Genomic DNA, 21,254 nt, shown 5'->3' on the forward strand with positions numbered 1-21,254 from the left:
CTGCTGCCCGCGCCCGATTCCGACAGCATCATCGGCCAACTACGTGGCGCGATCAGCGAGGAAGGTCTGGATAAAGAGGCGCTGCAAGGCATCTGGTACATGCTCAACTACTCGCTGCAATACCAGGCGGGCGTCGTCAAGCGCCGCTTCACGGGCGAATACGAAACGGACCCCTGGGGGCTGGATTGGGAATTCCTGGACGCCGTGCGCCCGTTTCTTTCCTTCATGTATGGTGTCTATTGGCGCGTGGAGACGAGCGGCCTGGAGAATGTGCCCGACTACGGGCGGGGCCTGCTGGTGAGCAACCACTCCGGGCAAATCCCCTTCGATGCGGCCATGATTGAGGCGGCCATCCTCACCGAACATCCGTCACAGCGGTTGGCGCGCGCCCTCTACGCCGATTGGTTTGCCACCCTGCCTTTTGTCTCCATCCTGTTTGACAAAACGGGGCAGGCGCTGGCGCATGAGGAGAACGCCGCCCGCCTGCTGCAGCAGGATGAACTGGTTATCGTCTTTCCTGAAGGGTTCAAAGGGGGAGGCAAACTGTTCAAGGATCGCTACAAGCTGGCGCGTTTTGGTCGTGGCGGTTTTGTGCGCGCCGCGCTGCAAACGGCGGCCCCCATCATCCCTGTCTCCGTGGTGGGCGCGGAGGAAACGTACATTTCCCTGCACCAATCAAAAACGCTGGCCCGCCTTACCGGTTTCCCCTACGTCCCCATTTCGCCCATGTTCCCCTGGTTGGGGCTGCTGGGCGTGCTGCCGCTGCCCACGAAGTGGTACATTGACTTTGGCCCGCCGCTGCCGCTGGCGGACCACGGCCCCGCCGCCGCGGAAGATGCGGTGTTGCGCGCTCGCCTCAGCGAGCAGGTGCGCCACACGGTACAGCAGATGGTCTATCACCGTCTCGCCCGCCGTGACCATATCTTTCGCGGATAGCAGAAACCGTTTTTTGAAAAAATCGGGTTTCTTGTCCACAATGCTTCCCGGTTGATCTGGTATCTTGTCATTTGTGATAGATGCCGGCATTTTCCCCTAAGGACTGACGACGAAATAAAGTACGGAATTGCATCGTCAGTTTGAAGGAACGGTAAGGAAACAACTTCGTTGTCTCGCTTAATTTCCGTTTCTAAGTAACCGTCTGTAAAAAGTGTGAAGTTATTTTCGGGTAAATACTAAGCACGCCTTTGACCTGAAATTGAGCTTCCGGGTGGTTTATTGATACATGTGGCCCTGAGGCTGAATAGGATGGAGAATTTTGTCTACAACAACAGATTTGAAAGAACAGCTTCAAACGATTGCTTCCAATGACTTTGCTATCCCGGAGCATATTGAGCTATTTACACTTGCGCTGCGGATGATGGATCATATTGGTTCGCCGGACAAACAACTCCGCGATGATCTCATTTATACTGCTTTTGCAACATGGATTTTAGAAAACCATCTTTTTGACAGTGACCAGTTGCATCAACTATTGATGATTGCTCTGGATGATCAACACATTTTCTATTTTATTGGCGAAACAAACACTGATTCGATCTTTACACGCTCATTCTCTGTTTTGCTGCTACCACTTATTTTGATTGCCCATCGCCAGAAGCCATTTTTGCCTAAATCGGAAATAACGCGAATAAAAGAGAGATTGCTGCAATATCTTTTTGCGGAGAAGGATTTGCGAGGATATGTAGAGGGGAAAGGCTGGGCACATGCCGTTGCTCACGTGGGTGATGTGTTCGATGATTTAGCCCAGTGTTTGGAGGTGGAATCAGCGGACTTGTCGGAAATTCTCGAAGCCATCGCTGCCAAGATATGTGTTGATAGCATCCCGTATGTTCATGAGGAAGATGAACGGATGACAACGGCTGTGGTTAGTATTTTGCGGCGTCAACTGCTTGACGAAACAGACGTGGAAAACTGGATACGGTCATTTGCTACGCGAGTGCAAAAAACAGAGCCATCGCCTGCAAACCATACGCACCTCAATGTCAAGAATTTTCTACGAAGCCTATATTTTAGAATGTACCAACAGGACATTGAGGAGAAACTGACTCAAGCAGTTGCCGAGACTTTGCATGAAATCAGCTACTACAAAGACTAATGCCTGAACCGGTTTGCAGGTATATGCTTACGGATGGTAACTGCTAACCCTCTTAGGACCCTCCCAGGAGCTGAGCTTGTCGAAGTCCACATGGTGCCTTCGGCAGGCTCCGGCAACGGGCTATAAAGGCTCCGGTAACGGGCCAAGTAATGACTATGGATGTTTTACCGCAGTCCATAGAGATGATAGCCACTTTCTCCGATTTTTCACGAATACCACAAGAAAACTCAATTGGAAACCACCTTCAATCAAAATGACCAGAAGCCCATCCATCACAAGTAGGATTTGTCCTAAGATGACTCCTTGTTGAATGGAATGGTAAGCTTCTACGAATAACGTGACCAGAATAGGGACGCCATAGAAAACAAAGACAGTGGTAGAAATGGCCGAACCAAGCACCATCAAGATGGTATAGGCTTTGATTTTCCGTTGATCCTCAGATGAGAAAAGATCGAGTGGATTTGAAAGGACTTTGCCCGCTTGCTTTGGCAATAGGAACCGTTTGATTTGATCAAATAAATAGTGCAAATAGGCAAGCGAATCGTCAAATAAGCTGTAACAATGCAATAGGTCTAAGACGACGAAGTATATATCCGTGCGCATGTAAAATTGGAATTGCCAGAGAACGCCAAAAAAAATCAACAGAATCAAAGAAGATAATATTTTGTTGATGATTACTGGCAAATTGCCATACGCTAACAATAAGATTGCTACCGAGATAGGTATGAGGTCCCAGGCCATTCCGGCCAAATATACACGATAACGTCGCCGCCGCGGTATGGCCCAAAGCCCCGTTACATTGGTTTGCACAACTAAATCATATAAACGTGTGCCTAAGCTGAAATATGCCGGCACACCCAAAGAGCGGGCAGCGACAAGGTGAGCTATTTCGTGAACAGCCAAATTTGTCATAAATAAAGTGGTATTGACAAGTATGACAAGGCTCCCGATATTCGTCCAAAAGAAATCGTTGTAGCCAGGAATTAATTCGGGCTGAGTAGCTAGAGAAAAACCCGCCGCTACTAACAAAGCAGCGTATAGAATCTTCATTGGCATGCTAAATAGCCATTGTACATGATGTGCCCGGAGCCACGGCAAAGCAGATTTTTGTTCAGCACCGATGTTCAAAACATGCCCATCAATAGCTTTGATAAAACCAAGTTCGATCAAACTTTCCGCAAAAGACTCGACATCAAAATCCAACTCATACTCTTGTGTCAAAAAATCGGTTATTCCCTGTATAGAGTTGTTTTTCTGAAATAGCTCAATAATAAGCTTCCCCACTTCTGGCAAAGCGACGAATTCACCCGTTTCCATTCGACCAACAATGTAATCCCCATCTTCGACACGCATGGTTAAGTTATGTGTCGTTAGACGGGTTTCCGGTTGAAGGTTGTATGGGTTCAAATCATTTTGTTCTGTCATGTGTGGTTTTATGCAATGGATGAGGGCACATCCGTCAATAGATTTGGGACCAACGGATGCGCGGGGAAGGGTTCTTGCTTGTTGGACAATCCAGAGGAAATCTTGGGCGAAAGGGTCTGCGGAAAATAGGAAGTTGTTTTAGACGGGCACTAGGATGGATTCTTCCCGCATACCGGACAATCCACCCAAAACGGAGGCTCAATATAGTAAAGATGATCGTAAATCATCAAATTCTGATGGAATATACGTCCTAATGTTTGTGGCTGCAAATCCGTTAAGAAGTAAATGGCTTCAAGAGCACCCAAATGTCCGGTTAAACTCGCGGTGGGTGCGATAACGGCATTCACATCGAATATGTCGTAAAGATATTCGGAGTCGCGGCCATCCCGTATCAAGTTTCTGTTATTCTCATCATGGTTCATGCACTCATAGCATGGTGTATGAAAGGGATCGAAGATTCCAACCACAAGCATAGGTCCTGCATAGAGACACATCATCCAAGGGGTTCGGGTTATGTGCGCGGCCTCGTTTGTCCAACGCAAAATAAGTTCTCGGGGCTTGTCGGCACAAAGGATGAGCAAGTCACAACTTTCCATGAGAGGAACAAGCTCGTCAACGGATTGTACTTTTAATTCTTGACCTGTAATCTGGACATGCGAATTCATCTGACGTAAACGACGCATACTTTGTTCGACTTTAGGTAAACCGATGTCATTTTCAACGTAAAGTAACTGGCGATTCAAATTAGAAACTTCAATTTTGTCAAAGTCAACAACGTGCAACGAACCGATACCGGCGGCTACAAGGCTCATTGCCACAGCCGATCCCGATCCGCCTAGTCCCAAAAGGGTGACTCGTGCTGTCTTTAGTTTCGACTGTATCTCATATTTGTTGCTGCGAGGAGTCGCGTCCACCCAGCTAAAGTATTCAGTACTCCGGCTGTAACGCTCCAATTCATCTGGAGTAAACGCCAACGGGGGATCAGCCCCCATATCGTCAACAAAGCCCGCCTCTATAAGATCGCTGATAGCATCTCGCAGACTGTCCGCATCAAGTTCAGGAAAGATGCCTTGCATGTCGTTAACTATTGCATCTGTTGTTCGGGTACCATCCATCAATTGCATTAAGTGCCAGATAGTTCCCGCCTCATCATCCATTATCTCGGAACTAACGCCATATTGGATCGTGCCAACACGGATTCGATTTTCGGACAAACGAATGGGATTATGCACAAGTTTGATTTTTGGTAGTCTCATTGAGCCTGTTACTCCTGAATGATGCGCTTTGAACAAGAACGGCTTTCGGATCTCGCGGGCTTTTACGCATGTCGTGCTGGACTCTTCGGCTTCGCTCAGGGTAGGCAAGCGTTGCAGCGGCGTTAGGATGCTTCGCTTCGCTCAGAATGACAAAACCCAATCAGATGCCAAAGAATCGTAACTATTCGGTCTCCGGGGGCATGGTCCAACGAACCTTTCCGGTAGCTCAATTTCAGGCCAAAAGCGTCTTGTTGTTCGGGTCATTTAACAGGCAAACAGCTTCCGGGAAGATGGTAGATGGTGGTGAATAGTTACAAAAAAAGTGACTATACAGGTCATCTGCCCAGATTGGACCAATTTGCTCTGGTTGAATCTTATTGATGTCTACAAAATTGGTCCAATCTCTCGGAGACGTGAATAGTTACCAAAAAAATAGCAGGAGAACCATACAATTCTCCTGCTGTTTTGGGGACTCTTGCCAACAAACGGCTTGCAATTTGGTTAGGGACTTTCTTAGCCGGCACCCTGCTTGTGACGGGCGCCAGTTGTCTCGATTTTTTCAAGCTTGCGGATATGAATCTTGATTTTTGCTTGCTTTACAATGGTTTTTCCAACAAGATTGCTCAACTAGAATCAGCCCGCCCCTTGCGCATGCCGGGCACCAGTTGTCTCGATCTTCTCAAGTTTGCGGATTTGGATTTTGACTTTCTTCATTTATTACTCCTCTGTTGTTGTGTGTTGGCATGAGATCATTGTGGCTCGCAATTCTATCCAAATGGGTTCGCTATGTAAATGCTCCTTCTCTAGTAGCATTGTACTATTTGCTTAATCTGGCGGAAAAAAACATCCATAATGAAGAAACCGGCATTGTTTAGGCCTGGCGCTGAAATAAAACTCGAATTGCAGCGCCAGTTTGAAGAAGCGGTAAGGAAACAACTTGGGTGTCTTCTTTAATTTCCGCTACTTGGTGGCTGTCCGCGAATAAGTTGGCGGAATTGTGCGGACAGTGGCTATCATGGACGGCTTGTCAGTAATCGTCCGTAAGAAGCATGACGTTATTTTCGGACGGTTACTCAGATACGCAAGAGCGCAAAAATCTCCCCCCTTTTTTCTTCGCTTTCTAAAACATCTTCCATCGTGAACCAATGATTGACGTTTTTTTGATTCGTTTGCAGATCAATAACCGACTGCGGCGTCATCGAAACTTCTTGCAGTATCAAAATTGTTACCGAGTCGGGGTTTTCTTCTTTAGACCGGCTCAAACTCTTGATTGCGGCTCCTACTCGTTCCAAAACACCAGCTTTGTCGATTCCCCCCTTTACTTCAATAGTGGCCACAATTTTGTCGTCCTGATAAAACCCAATGTCCGGCTCATCGGCAAACACCACTACTCGATGGTCCGTCAATGTCATGCGCGGTTTATCATCAATCTCTTCTGCCACTAACCCACTTTCGCGCAATCTACGGCGGATGATACCCTGAAGAACGATCTCCATTTTACGGCCTTTGGTGTTTTGCCACGAACCTTGCGCTTGTGAACCCGCCGCCATACCCCGCCACAGGTCAAATTCACGGGCGTCAATCTTTTCACCAGCTTCAATCAGTTTGCTGATGATGTTGTTAAGGTGTTGGGCAATTATCTCGGCGGTCGCAGGCTTTGGTAGCTTCCCTTTTTCATAGCGCATCGTAGACAAGCCAACTTGATTCATTGATTTTTGCGACACCATCGCCAACATTCTGTAATAACCGGTTGAACGAGAAACATTCACCAGCACATCTGGATGGGCAAAAACGGTGATAGGCTTGATTCCCCGATGAATAACTTTATTCCAGGCTTTGTCAGAAATTGCCAGGCGACTTCTATTCCAATTCAGGCTTTCTCCTTTAATGTCCTCAATCTTTTCAGCGGCTTCCAATAGCTCCCATTCGTGGAGTTTTTGATGAAAGAACTCGCTTTTTGCCAGTTGGTCAATGGACCAGCTTCGTTTTTTACTGACCGTCATGATTTTTCCCAGATGGTGATACTTTTGCGAAGGGCCTCGCGGCCAAATTTGCCCATTTGTTGGCTGCTATTACCTTTGCGCTGCGGCAAGACATAAATTTTGTGAGGCGTAAATCCAATCTGTTCGGCCAGATTTGTACTCAATGTATCAACGGGGATTATCTCTCCGGCATATCTAACATTGTCATTGACAAACACAACCCTGGCCCCCCGGCGGCAAACGCGAGATAGCTCGGCAAATACAAAAGTCAATTCGGTAAAATACTGATCAATCATTGATATAACACCCCGATTATTCACGTCACCCCGCTTGTGCCGGGCAATCAGAGCGTCGTTTATTTCGGCAAGGGCTTTGTTCTCTTGGGTCACAGCCAGAATTTGTTGAAAGCGATGTTGTTGCCCTAGTGACCGATAAAATATCTCTAACGCACTTTCTTTTGATTTATTCTCTACCGTGCAAGAAAGTTGACTCTGGCGCAAGTTGAAAATCTCCTCATCTACGCCCAGATAGGCCAATTCTAAAGCATAAGTACGGGTGTAATCATACCTGTTAGCATAGGGCGGCGAGGTAATAACCGCAGAGAACTCATTTTCGGGCAGAGTAGGCAGGGTGTAAAGGGTGTTGCCGGCAATCAGTTTGTGATGCCCTGGTGAGGGGTAGTCCCGTTGCAATTGGGCAATGTCGATGATAATTCTATTTAACTTTTCTAATAGAATTTGTTTGAGATGAGGCAAAGTGCCTTTGTGTATTCCTTGGATGGGTTTCTTCCCTTGAGCGAGGCGTTTTTTATTATTGCGGCGGATCTTCTCCGCCCGGCTGTCCCACCGAAGATATTGACCGTCTTTTCGGGTATAGCTTACATCTTCCAAAAGACTCATCAAAATTAAGTGGCATAAGTTTTTGGCATTTTGGCTAACTTCCAATGTTTCAAACCATTGCGTATAAGCCATTAAATCTCTTTCAACTTGCGGGGGAAATGCCGTTTCAGTAATGGTCAAATGGGGGAATTTACGACCTGTCTCCGGGGGAGCAGTTTGCTCTATCAGACCACGTATATATCGCAATTCATCCACATCATAATCAAACGCTTTTGATTTAGTTTCCCAGGCTAAATGGCAATGAGGCAAAAGTTCAATGCCCACTGCGTTAATGCCAAGCATTTTAGCGGTTAATAAGGTTGTGGCCGAACCGGCAAAAGGGTCAAGGATACAGTCGCCTGACTTGATGTCCAATTCTTTCAGCAAAAGTTCAACCAAACTTGCCGAAAAACCTTCCCGGTATTTCATCCAACTATGCAGCACTTCGGTTTTGTTAGCCTGAAAGCTAACAAGTTGCCGGTTAAATATATCAGTTTCCTCAAATAAATGAGCGTACCTCTCTTCTAAGGCAATCCGAGCGTTTTCGTTGCAAACCCCATTATGGGAGAACTGATGACGCACAGGGCTATTTTTAGATTCTACGTCTCGAAAAAATGACAATTGTTGCATAGGTAATCACTGAACGTCTGAGCCTTTCGTCCGTTGTCTCAGCCTGTCGAAGGCAGTATGGGCGGCGACCTGCTCAGCTCACGAGAGGGTTAGCAGTTCCCAAAACGGCAAGTGATCTGTAGACGCTCACTTTGATAATGCCGAAGGGGGGGTGCCAGGAAAATATAGCAACCCCCTTTGTCTCGGAATGCGCTAAACGCGGTTGCGGAAGCCTCCGCTTCATCCGATTTTAGCGCACGCAGTTAGAAGCTCCCGACACTTCCGCCAGAGCAAGCGACGTTGACCCGAAAACCGCTCTTTGGTTAGAATTCTGCTGCTGCCGGCATTATTTCTTTGGCAAAGGTCTCAAGTGGCGTGATTGCGTAAACATCCGGCATGTTGAATATCGCGTGGGTGAAGCCCATCTCGGAAAGTTTCTGGAGACGATTGAGGGTGCTTTCTACCGTATCCTTCCCGGACAGATGCACCGTACCCAGGGACGTTTTCTCAATGGCTTCGTAGTCACGCCCCAGTTGCGCGCAATGCGTTTTGAGCGTGTCCAGTGCTTTCCCCATATTTTCCATGCCTGCCCCTTCAAAGAAATTGCAGGCATCCGCGTATTGCGCGACCAGGCGCAGCGTCTTCTTCGGTCCCATCCCGCCAATCAAGATGCGTGGATGTGGGTTGGAGAGCGGGCGGGGATTATTGGTGATGGCCGGGGCCGAAAAATGCTGGCCGGCAAAAGAGGTCTCGTCACTGTCCCAGAGCGTCTTGGCCAGTTGCAGATTGTCCTCTAGTTGCTCGAAGCGCGCCGATGTGGAAGGGTAGGGAATGCCAAAGCCTTGCGCCTCTTCTTCGTACCATGCCGCGCCAACACCGAAATAAGCACGGCCGCCGGAGAGAATGTCGAGGGTGTTGACCATTTTCATCAGCACGGAGGGATGTCGATAAATGATCCCCGTGACCATGACACCGAGATAGGCTTTTTCGGTAATGCCGGCAAAATACCCAAGTGTCGTGTAGCTTTCCAGCATCGGGTCTGTATACGCTTCACCGAACAAGCCCTTGATTTGATAGTAATGGTCCATCACCCACAGACTGTAAAAGCCTGCTTCTTCCGCGGTGGTGACGATTTCCTTCAATTTTGGACGAATGACAGCCGTACCGCCGGGGTACTTAAAGGACGGAATTTGTAGTCCGATTTTCATGATGAGTCTCCTTTGAGATGAGGACGCGGATGAACGCGGAAAACGCGGATAAAACAGGAATCCGCGCCACCTGCGCAATCCGGATCATTTTCATTCATCGTGGCTTAACTGGTCTGAGCCTAGCATCTCTAACTTGCTTACAGTACTCGAGTCTGGCGAAATCCACGTATGGTGATCGGAGTCGAGGCTTTAGCCGGGTCAACCACCATATGTGGACCGGCTGGAGCCTCCACTCCAGAAACGCCAGAGTCCAGTTACAGTATAGAATAGACAGGACGAGACGGCAATGGCGATGGTCAGAAACCGCCAAAATTACCGGACCGGGTGCGCAGGCTGTGCTTGCGGCATGGGACACGTCCTTGCCGCGACCGGCGGCGGCCTCTACCACTCCGACGACGGCGGGGCGCAGTGGCGCTGCCTCTACCGTTGTTCCTGCCGAGCCTCCCGGTGGAATCGGGACGATCCCGACCACATTCTGTTTGGTCCCGCCGCTGGTGCATCGAACAAATCCGCGACGGCAGATGTTCCTGAGCAGTGGTGGACGCAACTTGCAACCCCTGTGGTCGCGGCGTACGGTGGAACGTTTTGCCGGCATCCACTACCACCCTCAAGTGTGTTGAAAAGCGCTCTTTTGCAGAACATTTGTCCATTGTGACATTGTCGAACTAAACTTAATTTGATTGTGACTATACAGGTCATCTGCCCAGATTGGACCAATTTGCTCTGGTTAAATCCTGTTAATGTCTACAAAATTGGTCCAATCTCTCGGATACGTGAATAGTTACATTTGATTTATAATCCTGAAAAGACTGGTAAGATGGATAACCAGATATTGGATGAGCATGATTATCGATCTATGCCTCTCTGGAGGTGAGTTTTGCCCAAGATATTCGATAACATTGAGCGAAAACTTTTACCGGCGCTGCAACAAACCCTTGAGGTATCATTTCGCGCCGATTTTTCTGTTGGCTATTTTAATCTTCGCGGCTGGCGGGAAATAGACAAAAAGGTTGAGGAGTGGACGGGTGGAGAAGGGGCGCAGTGCCGCTTGCTGGTGGGTATGCACCGTCGACCACAAGATGAATTACGCGCCGCGTTTTCGTTCAACCAGGATGGCGAACGGATTGATAACAAAACGGCCGTTCGCCTTCGCCAGGAATTGGCTCAAGAATTCCGCGAACAGTTAATGGTTGGCGCGCCCACCAATGCCGATGAAGCCGGGCTACGCCGATTAGCCCAGCAAATCCGAGAAGGAAAGCTGTGCGTCAAACTGTTTCTGCGCCATCCGCTCCACGCCAAGTTGTATCTGTTATTTCGCCACGACAGCATCACGCCCATTATTGGTTACACCGGTAGCAGCAACCTGACCTTTTCCGGCCTTTCCGGGCAAGGGGAGTTAAACCTGGATGTCGTCGAACAAGATGCAGCCAATAAGTTGGCTGACTGGTTTGAACAGCGTTGGAATGACCGTTGGTGCGTTGACATTTCCGATGAGCTAGTCGAAATCATCGAGGAAAGTTGGGCCGGAGAGAGACTGATCCCGCCGTATCACATTTATTTGAAGATGGCTTACCATCTCTCCCGCGAAGCGCGCGCTGGCCTGAGCGAGTTCACGATCCCCCGCGAATTTAGCGACAAGCTATTTGACTTCCAGACCGCTGCCGTCAAAATCGCCGCTCGCCATCTCAACCAGCGAGGCGGGGTGCTCATTGGGGACGTGGTTGGCCTGGGCAAGACCATTATGGCCACGGCTGTCGCCAAAATTTTTGAGGAAGATTACCTCATGGATACCCTTATTCTTTGCCCCAAGAATTTGGTGAAGATGTGGGAATGGTACGCGGCTGAATATCGCCTACACGCCAAAGTGTTACCCATCACCCGGGTGCAGCAAGAATTACCCGACCTGCGCCGTTACCGGCTGGTGCTGATTGACGAAAGCCATAATTTGCGCAACCGGGAAGGTAAACGCTACCGGGCAATTCAGGAATACATTCAGAAAAATGACAGCCGCTGTATCTTGCTTTCGGCTACGCCTTACAACAAAACTTATTTAGATTTATCTAGCCAACTGCGCTTGTTTGTGCCCGAAACGGCCGACCTGGGTATTCGACCAGAGCATTTACTGCGTGAAATCACGGAAGTGGAATTTGTCCGCCGCTACCAGGCTTCATTGCGTTCATTGGAAGCTTTCGAGAAAAGCGACCATCCCGACGATTGGCGCGAGTTGATGAGCTTGTTCATGGTGCGCCGCACGCGCAGTTTCATCCGTGATAATTACGCTTTAACCGATCCAAAAAACGGTCGTAAATACCTCAGTTTTGCGGATGGCAGCCGAGCTTATTTCCCCACCCGCCATCCCAAACGGGCCACTTTTTTGATTGATGAGGATGCCCACGCTGACCAGTACGCTCGCATGTACGGCGACAGTGTGGTAAATGCCATCAACGGGCTGAATCTACCACGTTACGGGTTGGGCAATTACGTGCGCAAGAAACCTTCCCGACCGCCGACACACCGCGAGGCGAAAATAATTGACGACTTGTCTCGTGGCGGCCGCCGACTGATGGGCTTTAGCCGTACCAACTTGTTCAAACGGTTGGAAAGCAGCGGTTATGCCTTTTTACTTTCAGTGGAGCGGCACATCTTACGCAATTACATCTTTATCCATGCTCTGGATAACAACCAGGATTTACCTATTGGCACCCAGGGCGCCGAGATGCTGGATACTCGTTTCGAGGATGAAGATGCCGAAGCGATTGACTACGCCACCGATGAACTTTTTGATGATGATACCGGCGATTTGGAAGGTGCAACCGTTGTTCTGGACATGGCTCCACTGCGCGGCGAAGCTGCCTTCTTGGAGCGGGCGGCGACCATTTACGGCGAATATTTTGGTCGTTACCGCAGTCGTTTCAAATGGATTCGCGCCGACTTGTTCGACAAGAAACTGAGGCAGCACCTGCTGGCCGATGCTCGCGCTTTGCTCAGTATCTTACAACGGTTTAGTGATTGGTCAGTCAATGAAGATGCCAAACTGAATGCCCTACAAGAACTGCTGACCCAAACACATCCCAAAGAAAAAGTGCTGGTATTCAGCCAGTTTGCCGACACGGTAGATTACGTGGAGCAACAACTGCGACTGCGCGGCGTGCAGCGCGTTGTCGGCGTGACCGGTGATTCAGATGACCCGACGACGTTGGCCTGGCGCTTTAGCCCGGAGAGCAACGGCAAGCGTGAAGCCATTGACCCAGACGATGAACTGCGTGTGCTTATCGCCACGGACGTTCTTAGCGAAGGACAGAACTTGCAGGATTGTCACGTTGTCGTCAATTACGACTTGCCCTGGGCCATTATCCGCCTGATTCAGCGCGCTGGGCGCGTGGATCGCATTGGTCAAAAAGCGGCTGACATTCTTTCCTATACCTTTTGGCCGACCGAAGGGGTGGAGCGTATCATTCGCCTGCGGGAGCGCTTGCGCCAACGTTTACAGGAAAATGCGGAGGTGGTGGGGACAGACGAAGCCTTTTTCGAGGAGGATGGCAGCAACCAGCCATTGTTCGACCTGTATCACGAAAAGGCCGGCGTGTTGGACGAGGAAGCGGGTGGGGAAGTGGAAATTGATCTGGTCTCCTATGCCTTTCAAATCTGGAAAAACGCCACCGACGCCAATCCCACGCTGCGCAATGTTATTCCTAAGCTGCCCCAGGTGGTTTATTCCAGTAAGGCATACGATGATGCCGAGGTCGCCGGGCCGCCAGGGGTGCTGGTGTACATGAATACGTCACGCGGCAATCACGCTCTCGCCTGGATTGACCCGGAGGGGAACAGTGTCACCGAATCGCAGTTTACGATTTTGAAGGCGGCGGCCTGTGCCCTGAATACGCCTGCCTTGCCCCGGCAAGAAAGTCACCACGAATTGGTCCAACGAGCCGTGCAGCATGTCATGACCGAGCGTACGGTCATCGGTGGGCAGTTGGGGCGTCCCTCTGGAGCGCGGTTTAAGACCTATGAGCGATTGAAAGCGTATGCGGAACGTTTGCAGAAAACGTTGTTTGCTCATGAAGCGGAAACGTTGGTAAAGGCATTGGACGAAATCTTCCGTTTTCCTTTGCAGGAAGCGGCTAAAAATACGTTGAACCGGCAGTTACGCAGCAACATCACCGATGAGGCGCTGTCCACATTGGCAGTGACGTTGTATGAAGAAGGGCGGCTGTGCCTGGTTCAGGATGAAGATGAAGTTGATGACGAGCCGGAAATCATTTGCTCGTTAGGCTTGGCCCCCACAGGATAAGATATGGTGGAATTCAACATCTCCCATTCCCGCAGATGGTTGAAGGATTTTCTCTTTCAAAGTTTGTTCATTGAAGAGTTGGGCTGGAACTACCCGCCATTTTCACAGACGATAAAGCTGACAGTGAAAGATGCCGAATTCGCCTGTCATCCCATTGCCGAACTTTCGGGCATGATGGTGTTTGAGGTGACTGCGGCCGACGGCCAGGTTCCCGACAGCAAAACACGGGCGGCGGTGCAAAAGGAAATTGCGACCAATTACCATGAAAACCTGCTCATTTTTGTGGACCAGCCGCGGGCGCACAGTGTCTGGTATTGGGTGAAGCGGGAAAACAATAAGCTGTATCACCGCACCCACCATTACGACCGCTGGCAAGACCCGGACTTCCACCTGGGCAAGGTGAGCGGCCTCTTTGTGGCCATGAGCGAATTGGATCCGCAAGGACACATCGAGATTACGCGCGTGGTAAAGCGCGTGCAGGCGGCGTTGGACATTGAGCGGGTCACGAAGAAGTTTTACGGTGAATTCCAGACTGTTCATGACAATTTCATGGTTTATCTGGAGTCAAGTATCCCAGATGAAAAAGACCGCCGTTGGTATACCTCGGCTTTGCTCAACCGCATCATGTTCATCTACTTTTTGCAGCGGCAGCAGCTTATTGATAATCGGGCGACCGACTATTTGCATGACAAACTACAGGACCGGGATTGGCAAGACCGCTATTACCTCGATTTTCTCTGTCCCCTTTTCTTTGAAGGCTTTGCCTTGCCGGAAAGTAAACGGTCAGCGCACGCCAGAAAGGTGTTGGGCGTTATTCCCTATCTCAACGGCGGCCTCTTTTTACACCATGCGGTTGAAATAAAATATGAAGGGCGCATTACCATTCCTGATCGCGCTTTTGCAGAACTGTTTGCGCTGCTGGACGGCTACACCTGGCACCTGGATGATCGTCCGGGCCGGGATAACCGCGAAATTAACCCGGACGTTTTGGGGTATATTTTTGAAAAGTACATCAACCAGAAAGCGTTTGGCGCTTACTACACGCGACCGGAAATCACCGAATATTTGTGTGAGCAGACGATTCACCGGCTTATCGTGGAGAAAATGCGGCAGGTGGAGGAATTTGATTTGGGCGTGCTGCCGCCGCTGGAATATGAAGATGTGCATGAACTGCTGCGCAAGATGGACGGGCAGCGAGCCTTAATTTTGTTGCAGGAGATTTTGCCCAAACTGAGCTTGCTTGACCCGGCTTGCGGCTCCGGGGCTTTTTTGGTGGCGGCGTTGAAGACGCTGGCGGCCATTTACCAGAGCGCATTGGGGCGGGCTGAGTATCTGGAGCACGCGGCGCTGCGTCAATATGTGGCCGGTGAATTAAAAGGCCACCCCAACAAGAATTACTACATTCGCAAGAAGATTATCAGCCACAACTTGTTTGGCGTGGACATTATGGATGAGGCGGTGGAAATCGCCCGGCTGCGCCTCTTTTTGGCGCTGGTGGCGACGATTCGCCGACCAGAAGATTTGGAACCACTGCCCAATATCGATTTCAATATTTTGCCGGGCAACTCCTTGATTGGTCTGCTGCGAGTGGATGAGGATACCTTTAACCAAATGTCGCCAGAGGAAGCTGGTCAAACAGAAAAACATGCCGTTGGTAAACAAGGAAGCTTGTTTGCATTTGCCGGGCAGCATTCTTACCGGCAGATGGTGGAAGAGAAGGAACGGCTGGTGAAAAGCTACCGGCTGGCCAGTACGTTGACCGATGATGTGGAGAAGCTGCGGCAGGATATTGAAACGCATCGCCAAAAAGCGCAGGCCACGCTGAACCAGATTTTGCTCAACGAGTTTGGCGAACTGGGCATCAGGTACGAGCGGGCAACCTGGGACAGCAAAAAGAACAAACAGGGGAGACCCCAAAAGCGGGCTTTGAAGCTGACCGATATTACTGCTTTACAGCCTTTTCATTGGGGATATGAGTTTGACGAAGTGATGAACACGCGCGGCGGGTTTGATGCCATCATTACCAACCCGCCCTGGGAAATCTGGAAGCCCCAGGCGAAAGAGTTCTTTGCTGAATACTCTGAAGTTGTGACCAAGAACAAAATGCGGATAGAGGCGTTCCAAAAGAGCCAGGAGGAACTGTTACAACAGTCTGATATTCAAAATGCCTGGCTGGATTATTTAAGTCGGTTCCCACATCAGAGTGCTTACTTTCGCAGCGCGACGCAGTATCGCAATCAAGCGGCCATTGTCAACGGACGTAAAACGGGTAGTGATCTCAATCTATACAAACTGTTTACGGAACAGTGCAACAACTTGCTCTGTAAGGGAGGCTTGTGTGGCACAGTTATTCCCAGTGGCATCTACACAGATCTAGGTGCTACTGGTTTACGCCGGATGCTGTTTGAACAAACGGAAGTCTTGGGTTTATTTGGATTTGAGAACCGAAATGCCATTTTTGAAGGCGTACATCGAAGCTATAAGTTTGTGGTATTGACTTTTCGCAAGGGAGGGCAAACACAAAGCTTTCCGGCTACCTTTATGCAACATGACGTGGCTGAATTGGACAATTTCCCAGATAACACGTTGGAAATGTCTTTGTCCTTGATACGCCGACTATCACCGGAACCCTTGTCAGTCATGGAATTTAACAATCAGATGGATGTGCAAATTGCCGAGAAAATGCTCGAATTTCCGTTGCTAGGCGATAAGAGATGGGGTGTATCGTTAACAAATGGCTTTCATATGACTAACCAAAGCTACTTATTCAGAACTGAAAATACAGAAGATCGGTTACCATTGATTGAAGGCAAAATGATGCATCAATTTACCCACCAGTGGGAAACGTCTGCACGTTATTGGATTGTTGAACAAGAAGGTCGAATTTTTCTACAGAAGGGGTTAAACGTATGGCGAAGATAATGGGCAAATTCTGGGTTATGAAGATTTTTACAGCTAGGGTTCCGTCGCATAGGTCGAAATACAGATGAAAGAACAATGATAGCTACTGTTCTGCCAAAAAATGTTTCGCCCGGCAGAGTCGTTAACTTTATTTACGAGCGAGCATTCTGCATCTTATACCTGAATTATTGAGCCTTGCCAGTATTTTGAACAATTTTGTTCTTGACTTCGGACTCAGGCAAAGGGTAACGGCAAACATTAACATGTTTTACGTTTATCAATTACCAATTCCGCGTCTCACAGGCACAGACCTCGCCTTTCACCTCATCGTTACCCGCGCCGCTAAACTTATCTGCACCACGCCCGAATTTGATGGGCTGGCGGCTGAGGTTGGCCTGGGCAGTCATGCTAAAGGCGTCACCGACCCGATACAGCGCGCCCAACTTCGCGCCGAACTGGACGGCCTCATTGCCCACGTCTACGGCCTCACGGAGGAGGAGTATGCCCACATCCTCAGCACCTTCCCACTTGTCTCTGAACCCGTCAAAGTAGCCACGCGCAATGCGTACCGAGATGTTGCCAGAGGTTTAATCAAATGAGCCAGTCTAAACTTGCATTAAAGTCATTTAGGGTCGAACAGTTCAAAGCTATCCAAGACAGCAACCAGGTCAATCTGAGCCCGTTGACTGCCTTGATAGGCTACAATGGTTCAGGTAAAAGCAGCCTACTTGAAGCCTTAGAAACCTTACAAGACATTATCTCGGCAGATTTGGATTCTGCACTCCAAAGATGGCGTGGGATAGAACACATTTGGAACAAACAAACACTCCACGACCAGCACTTAATTGAAACAAAACAAATACCTCGTCCTTACCATAGCAATCCCTTAAGTTTTCGATTACGCGGTTACAATTCGGAAAAACAATATTATCAGGCCAGTATGTTTGTCAATGTTGATCCGAATGGCGAAGAAATCTATATTCAAAAGGAAAGCGTTTCTCTTAGGGGAAGAAGCATACTGACCGTAATGCGAAAGGGGAGGTTATTAGAGAAAACCAGCTTTCTGCAATAGTAGAAAACGGTCAATCAGCATGGCCTGATAGATTAAAATTGTTCATCAGCCGCTGGCAGTTTTTGTTATTAACCCCCAACGAGATAGGGCAGCCAACATCTCGACGGCGTACAGGTGGGTTGATTACATTAAATAAAGATGGCTCTAACATTGCCGAATACCTGCTCGACATCCGAAATCTTGACTTGCGTTACGGGACAACAGCATTTAATAGTATTATTGAAAGCTTACAGTATATCTTAGACTATGCTCGTGATTTACAGCCAACTGTGACGAGCGAGCTAGAGCGGATGGTGTATTTGCAGTTGACCGAGGGGGAAGCAAAAATACCAGGGTGGTTGCTTTCTTCAGGGACACTGCGCTTAGTATCATTGTTAGCTGTTTTACGACATCCCCAACCACCGCCTTTAATTGTTATAGAAGAGGTAGAAAATGGTCTTGACCCCCGTACTGTTCAGCTTATAGCAAAGGAAATCAAGGGGGTTGTGCAATCAGGTCAATCTCAAGTCGTTTTATCAACCCACTCTCCGTCACTATTAGATTTGCTGGATTTATCAAATATCGTTTTGGTTAAACGTGGCGAGCAAGGCCCTACTTTTTATCCCCCTACGGATAACAAATCATTGAGAGTTTGGGCTCACTCTTACGGCTTGGGTCATTTGTACCTGACTAACACCCTAATGAACTTTGCTTATGAAGGTGAAGAGGCTGAAACTGTAAAAAGGATCGAACTTGGATTGCGGGAGCTAATTGATACTCATTTGGCCAAGCAAGCAGGGCCGCAAAATTATTGGAAACAATATGTTCCAGGTGATGTGAAAGCCAGAGTAAAGAAGCGCATTGACAAACAGTTGAATCAACATCCTTATTTAGATAAGCGTGATTTCTACAATAGCCGCCGTCGGCTAGACTTTTTGTGATGTTGCAGACTACGGAAGAATTATTAACCATAATTGGCAAGTATTTGACGGTATTTTCAGGCAAAAAGAGACCTTGAGCTTGCATTTGGGCCATTTTAGCGAATTACGTAATTCGGTTGCACACCATTATGAAATAAACGATGTACAAAAAAATCTGCTGAAGCAGCGGTCCTTTGGATAGAAGAAATCATAAAGGTTTTTATTAAGGTGGCCTCTAGCTTACCTACAGTATAGAATAGACAGGACGAGGCGGCAATGGCGACGGATCAGAAACCCGATTTTGGGAAAGAATCGGGTTTGTCCGCTTATGGAAGCGGGATTTTTGCCAAACGGGGGAGAAAGATTTATTATTTGTAGGTGTTGGCGGTGTGTTTCTTTTTTCTCTCCGCGGCCAGCCGCCGGCGACCAGCGACAAACTGAAGTGATCATGCCCATTTATCAGGATTCGGAACAACTCTACGCTTGCTTGCGCCTGTTGTTTGAGCGGCTGCGGCAGCAGGATGGGGCGATGCGGCCTTTGAAAAGCTCGCGGCTGGTGATCCGGCTGCAATACACGCTGCCGGCAGCAGAGGTGACGGTGGATGCGCGGCATAATCCGGTGCAGGTGGTTTATGGTCCCACGCCGGTCCGCCCCACGTTGGATGTGTCCCTGGCGGCGGATACGTTTCACCAGATTTTGCTGGATGAATTGTCGCTGCGCACGGCGGTGAGCAGCAAACAAGTCACGATGAATGGCCCCTTTATCAAGGCGATGCCGATGGTGGAATTATTTCGCCAGGGACAAAGGCATTATGCCGGCATTCTCCGCGAACAAGGCCTGCTATAAATTCCCAAACAATCAACAATCAACGGAGGAGAACAACATGGCACTCACTTTTGGCACGGATGAATGGGTAAAATCATTGATGGTTGCCGTCAACGAAAGCGAAAAGTACCGCAGCGCGGCACACGATTGGGAAGGGGACTTCTATTTCGTCATTAACAAAAGTCCGGGATTTGCCGCCGACACCTATCTCTACCTGGATTTGCACCATGGGGCCTGCCGCGATGCCTTCAAAGTGGATGACGTGAACGCCATGAACCCGGCATTTGTGCTGTCCGCGCCGGCACCGGTGTGGCAGCGGGTGCTTTCCGGGAAACTGGACCCCATTCAGGGGTTGGTGACGCGCCAGTTGAAGTTGAAAGGCAACATGATGAAAATCATGAAAGCGCCCAAGGCGGCCACGGAACTGGTAGCGGCGGCGCAGCATGTGGAAACGGAGTGGCCCAAGTAGGGAGGATGCGGACAAGCGCGGATCCGGGATGAAATCGCGCAACTCGCGTTGTGACGGCGTAAGGGCGTAGGTGGCTATGTGGTTTTTTAGGAGTCCTCACGTATATTTTGGCGAAGATGCACTCTCGCACCTGGCGGAGGTGCAGGGGCGGCGGGCGTTTATCGTTACGGATGAGGTGCTGCTGGGGTTGGGTTTCCCACAGCGGGTGCAGGCGTATTTGGAGGATGCCGGCATTTCCTCCACCATTTTCGCCGCCGTTGAACCCCAACCCTCCCTGCAAACCGTGCAACGCGGCGCCGCCGCCATGCTCGACTACGCCCCCGACTGGGTCATCGGCCTCGGCGGTGGCTCCTGCATGGACGCCGCCCGCGCCATGTGGATTCTCTACGAACGCCCCGACATCGACCCGGCGGCCATCAGCCCCATGGAACTGTTGGGCCTGCGCCAAAAAGCCCGCCTCATGTGCATCCCCACCACGGCCGGCACCGGTTCGGAGACGGGCTACGCCGTCGTCCTCACGGACACCGTGGAGCAGCGCAAGCTGACGCTCGGCTCGCCGGAAGCCACGGCGGACCTGGCTCTAGTGGACCCCGCCTTCACGCTGCACCTGCCGCGCCAGGCCACGGCGGACACGGGCATTGACGTCCTCACGCACGCCATTGAAGGGTACACCTGCCAGTGGGCCAACGATTTTACGGATGGCCCTTGCCTGAAGGCGATTGACCTGGTGTTTCGCTACCTGCCGCGTGCCGTGGCGCAGGGCGCGGCGGACGCGGAGGCGCGGGAGAAGATGGCGAACGCGGCGGCGATTGCCGGACTGGCGTTGGGCAACAGCAACGTGGCGCTGGCGCATGCGCTGGGGCACAGCGCGGGCGCGCTCTTCCACGACCTGCCGCATGGCCGCATTACGGCACTGTTTTTGCCTTACACGATTGAGTTTGTGGCTCCGGTGGGGACGGCGCGCTACCAGGAGATTGCCCACATGCTGCGCCTGCCGGCAGCCGGCGAAGCCGAGGGCGCGGCCAGTCTGGCGGAGGCGGTGCGGCGGTTGATGCAGGAAGTGGGGCTGCCGTTGTGTTTAAGAGATGCCGGCATTTCCCCCGACCAATTCGCCGCCAACCTCCAACCCATGTGCGAGCGCGCCGACACCGACACCAACATCCTCATGAGCCGCCGCCTCCCGGAAACCGAAGAAGTGCAACGCCTGTTTGAATACGCCTACGACGGGCGATCCATTGACTTTTAGTAACCGTCCGAAACTGACTTCGCACTTCTTACGGATGGTTACTGACAAGCTATCGCGGATAGCCGCTGACCGCACATTTCCGCTAACTTCTGTGCGG

General features: G+C 50.0%; 13 protein-coding genes and 1 pseudogene. 9 read left to right on the forward strand and 5 right to left on the reverse strand.

Annotated elements, in window-relative coordinates:
* Nucleotides 1-99 precede the first annotated feature (99 nt).
* Nucleotides 100-936, forward strand: a complete 837-nt coding sequence (locus H6650_04390; GenBank protein MCB8951235.1) for an acyltransferase family protein — start codon at nucleotides 100-102, stop codon at nucleotides 934-936.
* A 418-nt stretch (nucleotides 937-1,354) separates the two neighbouring features.
* The gene (locus H6650_04395) at nucleotides 1,355-2,095 is read left to right on the forward strand and encodes a DUF2785 domain-containing protein (GenBank protein MCB8951236.1); all 741 of its coding nucleotides are present in this window, start codon (nucleotides 1,355-1,357) and stop codon (nucleotides 2,093-2,095) included.
* Between the two features lie 153 nt (nucleotides 2,096-2,248).
* Here H6650_04395 and H6650_04400 read toward each other — a convergent pair whose 3' ends face one another.
* The 5 genes from H6650_04400 to H6650_04420 all read right to left on the reverse strand — a co-directional run bounded on the left by H6650_04400 (nucleotide 2,249) and on the right by H6650_04420 (nucleotide 9,453).
* Nucleotides 2,249-3,520: a PqqD family protein gene (locus H6650_04400; GenBank protein ID MCB8951237.1), complete on the reverse strand. Its 1,272-nt coding sequence runs from the start codon at nucleotides 3,518-3,520 to the stop codon at nucleotides 2,249-2,251.
* Between the two features lie 149 nt (nucleotides 3,521-3,669).
* Nucleotides 3,670-4,776, reverse strand: coding sequence for a ThiF family adenylyltransferase (locus H6650_04405; GenBank protein ID MCB8951238.1), 1,107 nt, complete (start codon nucleotides 4,774-4,776; stop codon nucleotides 3,670-3,672).
* Nucleotides 4,777-5,849: 1,073 nt separating this feature from the next.
* A complete protein-coding gene (locus H6650_04410; GenBank protein MCB8951239.1) occupies nucleotides 5,850-6,779 on the reverse strand; it encodes an XcyI family restriction endonuclease in 930 nt (309 codons plus the stop codon).
* Nucleotides 6,776-8,266, reverse strand: coding sequence for a modification methylase (locus H6650_04415; protein ID MCB8951240.1), 1,491 nt, complete (start codon nucleotides 8,264-8,266; stop codon nucleotides 6,776-6,778). Before H6650_04415 ends, H6650_04410 begins: the two co-directional genes overlap by 4 nt.
* Before the next feature lie 302 nt (nucleotides 8,267-8,568).
* The gene (locus tag H6650_04420; GenBank protein MCB8951241.1) at nucleotides 8,569-9,453 is read right to left on the reverse strand and encodes a TIGR03560 family F420-dependent LLM class oxidoreductase; all 885 of its coding nucleotides are present in this window, start codon (nucleotides 9,451-9,453) and stop codon (nucleotides 8,569-8,571) included.
* 877 nt (nucleotides 9,454-10,330) lie between these two features.
* Between H6650_04420 and H6650_04425 the strand changes: the two genes are divergently transcribed.
* The 7 genes and pseudogenes from H6650_04425 (at nucleotide 10,331) to H6650_04455 (ending at nucleotide 21,157) form a co-directional block, all read left to right on the forward strand.
* Nucleotides 10,331-13,744, forward strand: a complete 3,414-nt coding sequence (locus H6650_04425) for an NgoFVII family restriction endonuclease (GenBank protein ID MCB8951242.1) — start codon at nucleotides 10,331-10,333, stop codon at nucleotides 13,742-13,744.
* 3 nt (nucleotides 13,745-13,747) lie between these two features.
* A pseudogene (locus H6650_04430) lies at nucleotides 13,748-17,244 on the forward strand (ATP-binding protein).
* Entirely contained in the window at nucleotides 17,241-17,717 is a 477-nt protein-coding gene (locus H6650_04435; GenBank protein MCB8951243.1) for an AAA family ATPase, read from the forward strand. Before H6650_04430 ends, H6650_04435 begins: the two are co-directional and overlap by 4 nt.
* Entirely contained in the window at nucleotides 17,690-18,637 is a 948-nt protein-coding gene (locus H6650_04440) for an ATP-binding protein (protein MCB8951244.1), read from the forward strand. The genes H6650_04435 and H6650_04440 overlap by 28 nt, the downstream gene beginning before the upstream one ends.
* Before the next feature lie 427 nt (nucleotides 18,638-19,064).
* The gene (locus H6650_04445) at nucleotides 19,065-19,463 is read left to right on the forward strand and encodes an SCP2 sterol-binding domain-containing protein (protein MCB8951245.1); all 399 of its coding nucleotides are present in this window, start codon (nucleotides 19,065-19,067) and stop codon (nucleotides 19,461-19,463) included.
* 37 nt (nucleotides 19,464-19,500) lie between these two features.
* Nucleotides 19,501-19,911, forward strand: coding sequence for an SCP2 sterol-binding domain-containing protein (locus H6650_04450; GenBank protein ID MCB8951246.1), 411 nt, complete (start codon nucleotides 19,501-19,503; stop codon nucleotides 19,909-19,911).
* A 76-nt stretch (nucleotides 19,912-19,987) separates the two neighbouring features.
* Nucleotides 19,988-21,157 (forward strand): iron-containing alcohol dehydrogenase, encoded by a 1,170-nt coding sequence (locus H6650_04455; protein MCB8951247.1) that lies wholly within the window; start codon nucleotides 19,988-19,990, stop codon nucleotides 21,155-21,157.
* Nucleotides 21,158-21,254: the final 97 nt, after the last annotated feature.

This window comes from Ardenticatenales bacterium (assembly GCA_020634515.1).
In the GTDB taxonomy this organism is placed as follows: domain Bacteria; phylum Chloroflexota; class Anaerolineae; order Promineifilales; family Promineifilaceae; genus JAGVTM01.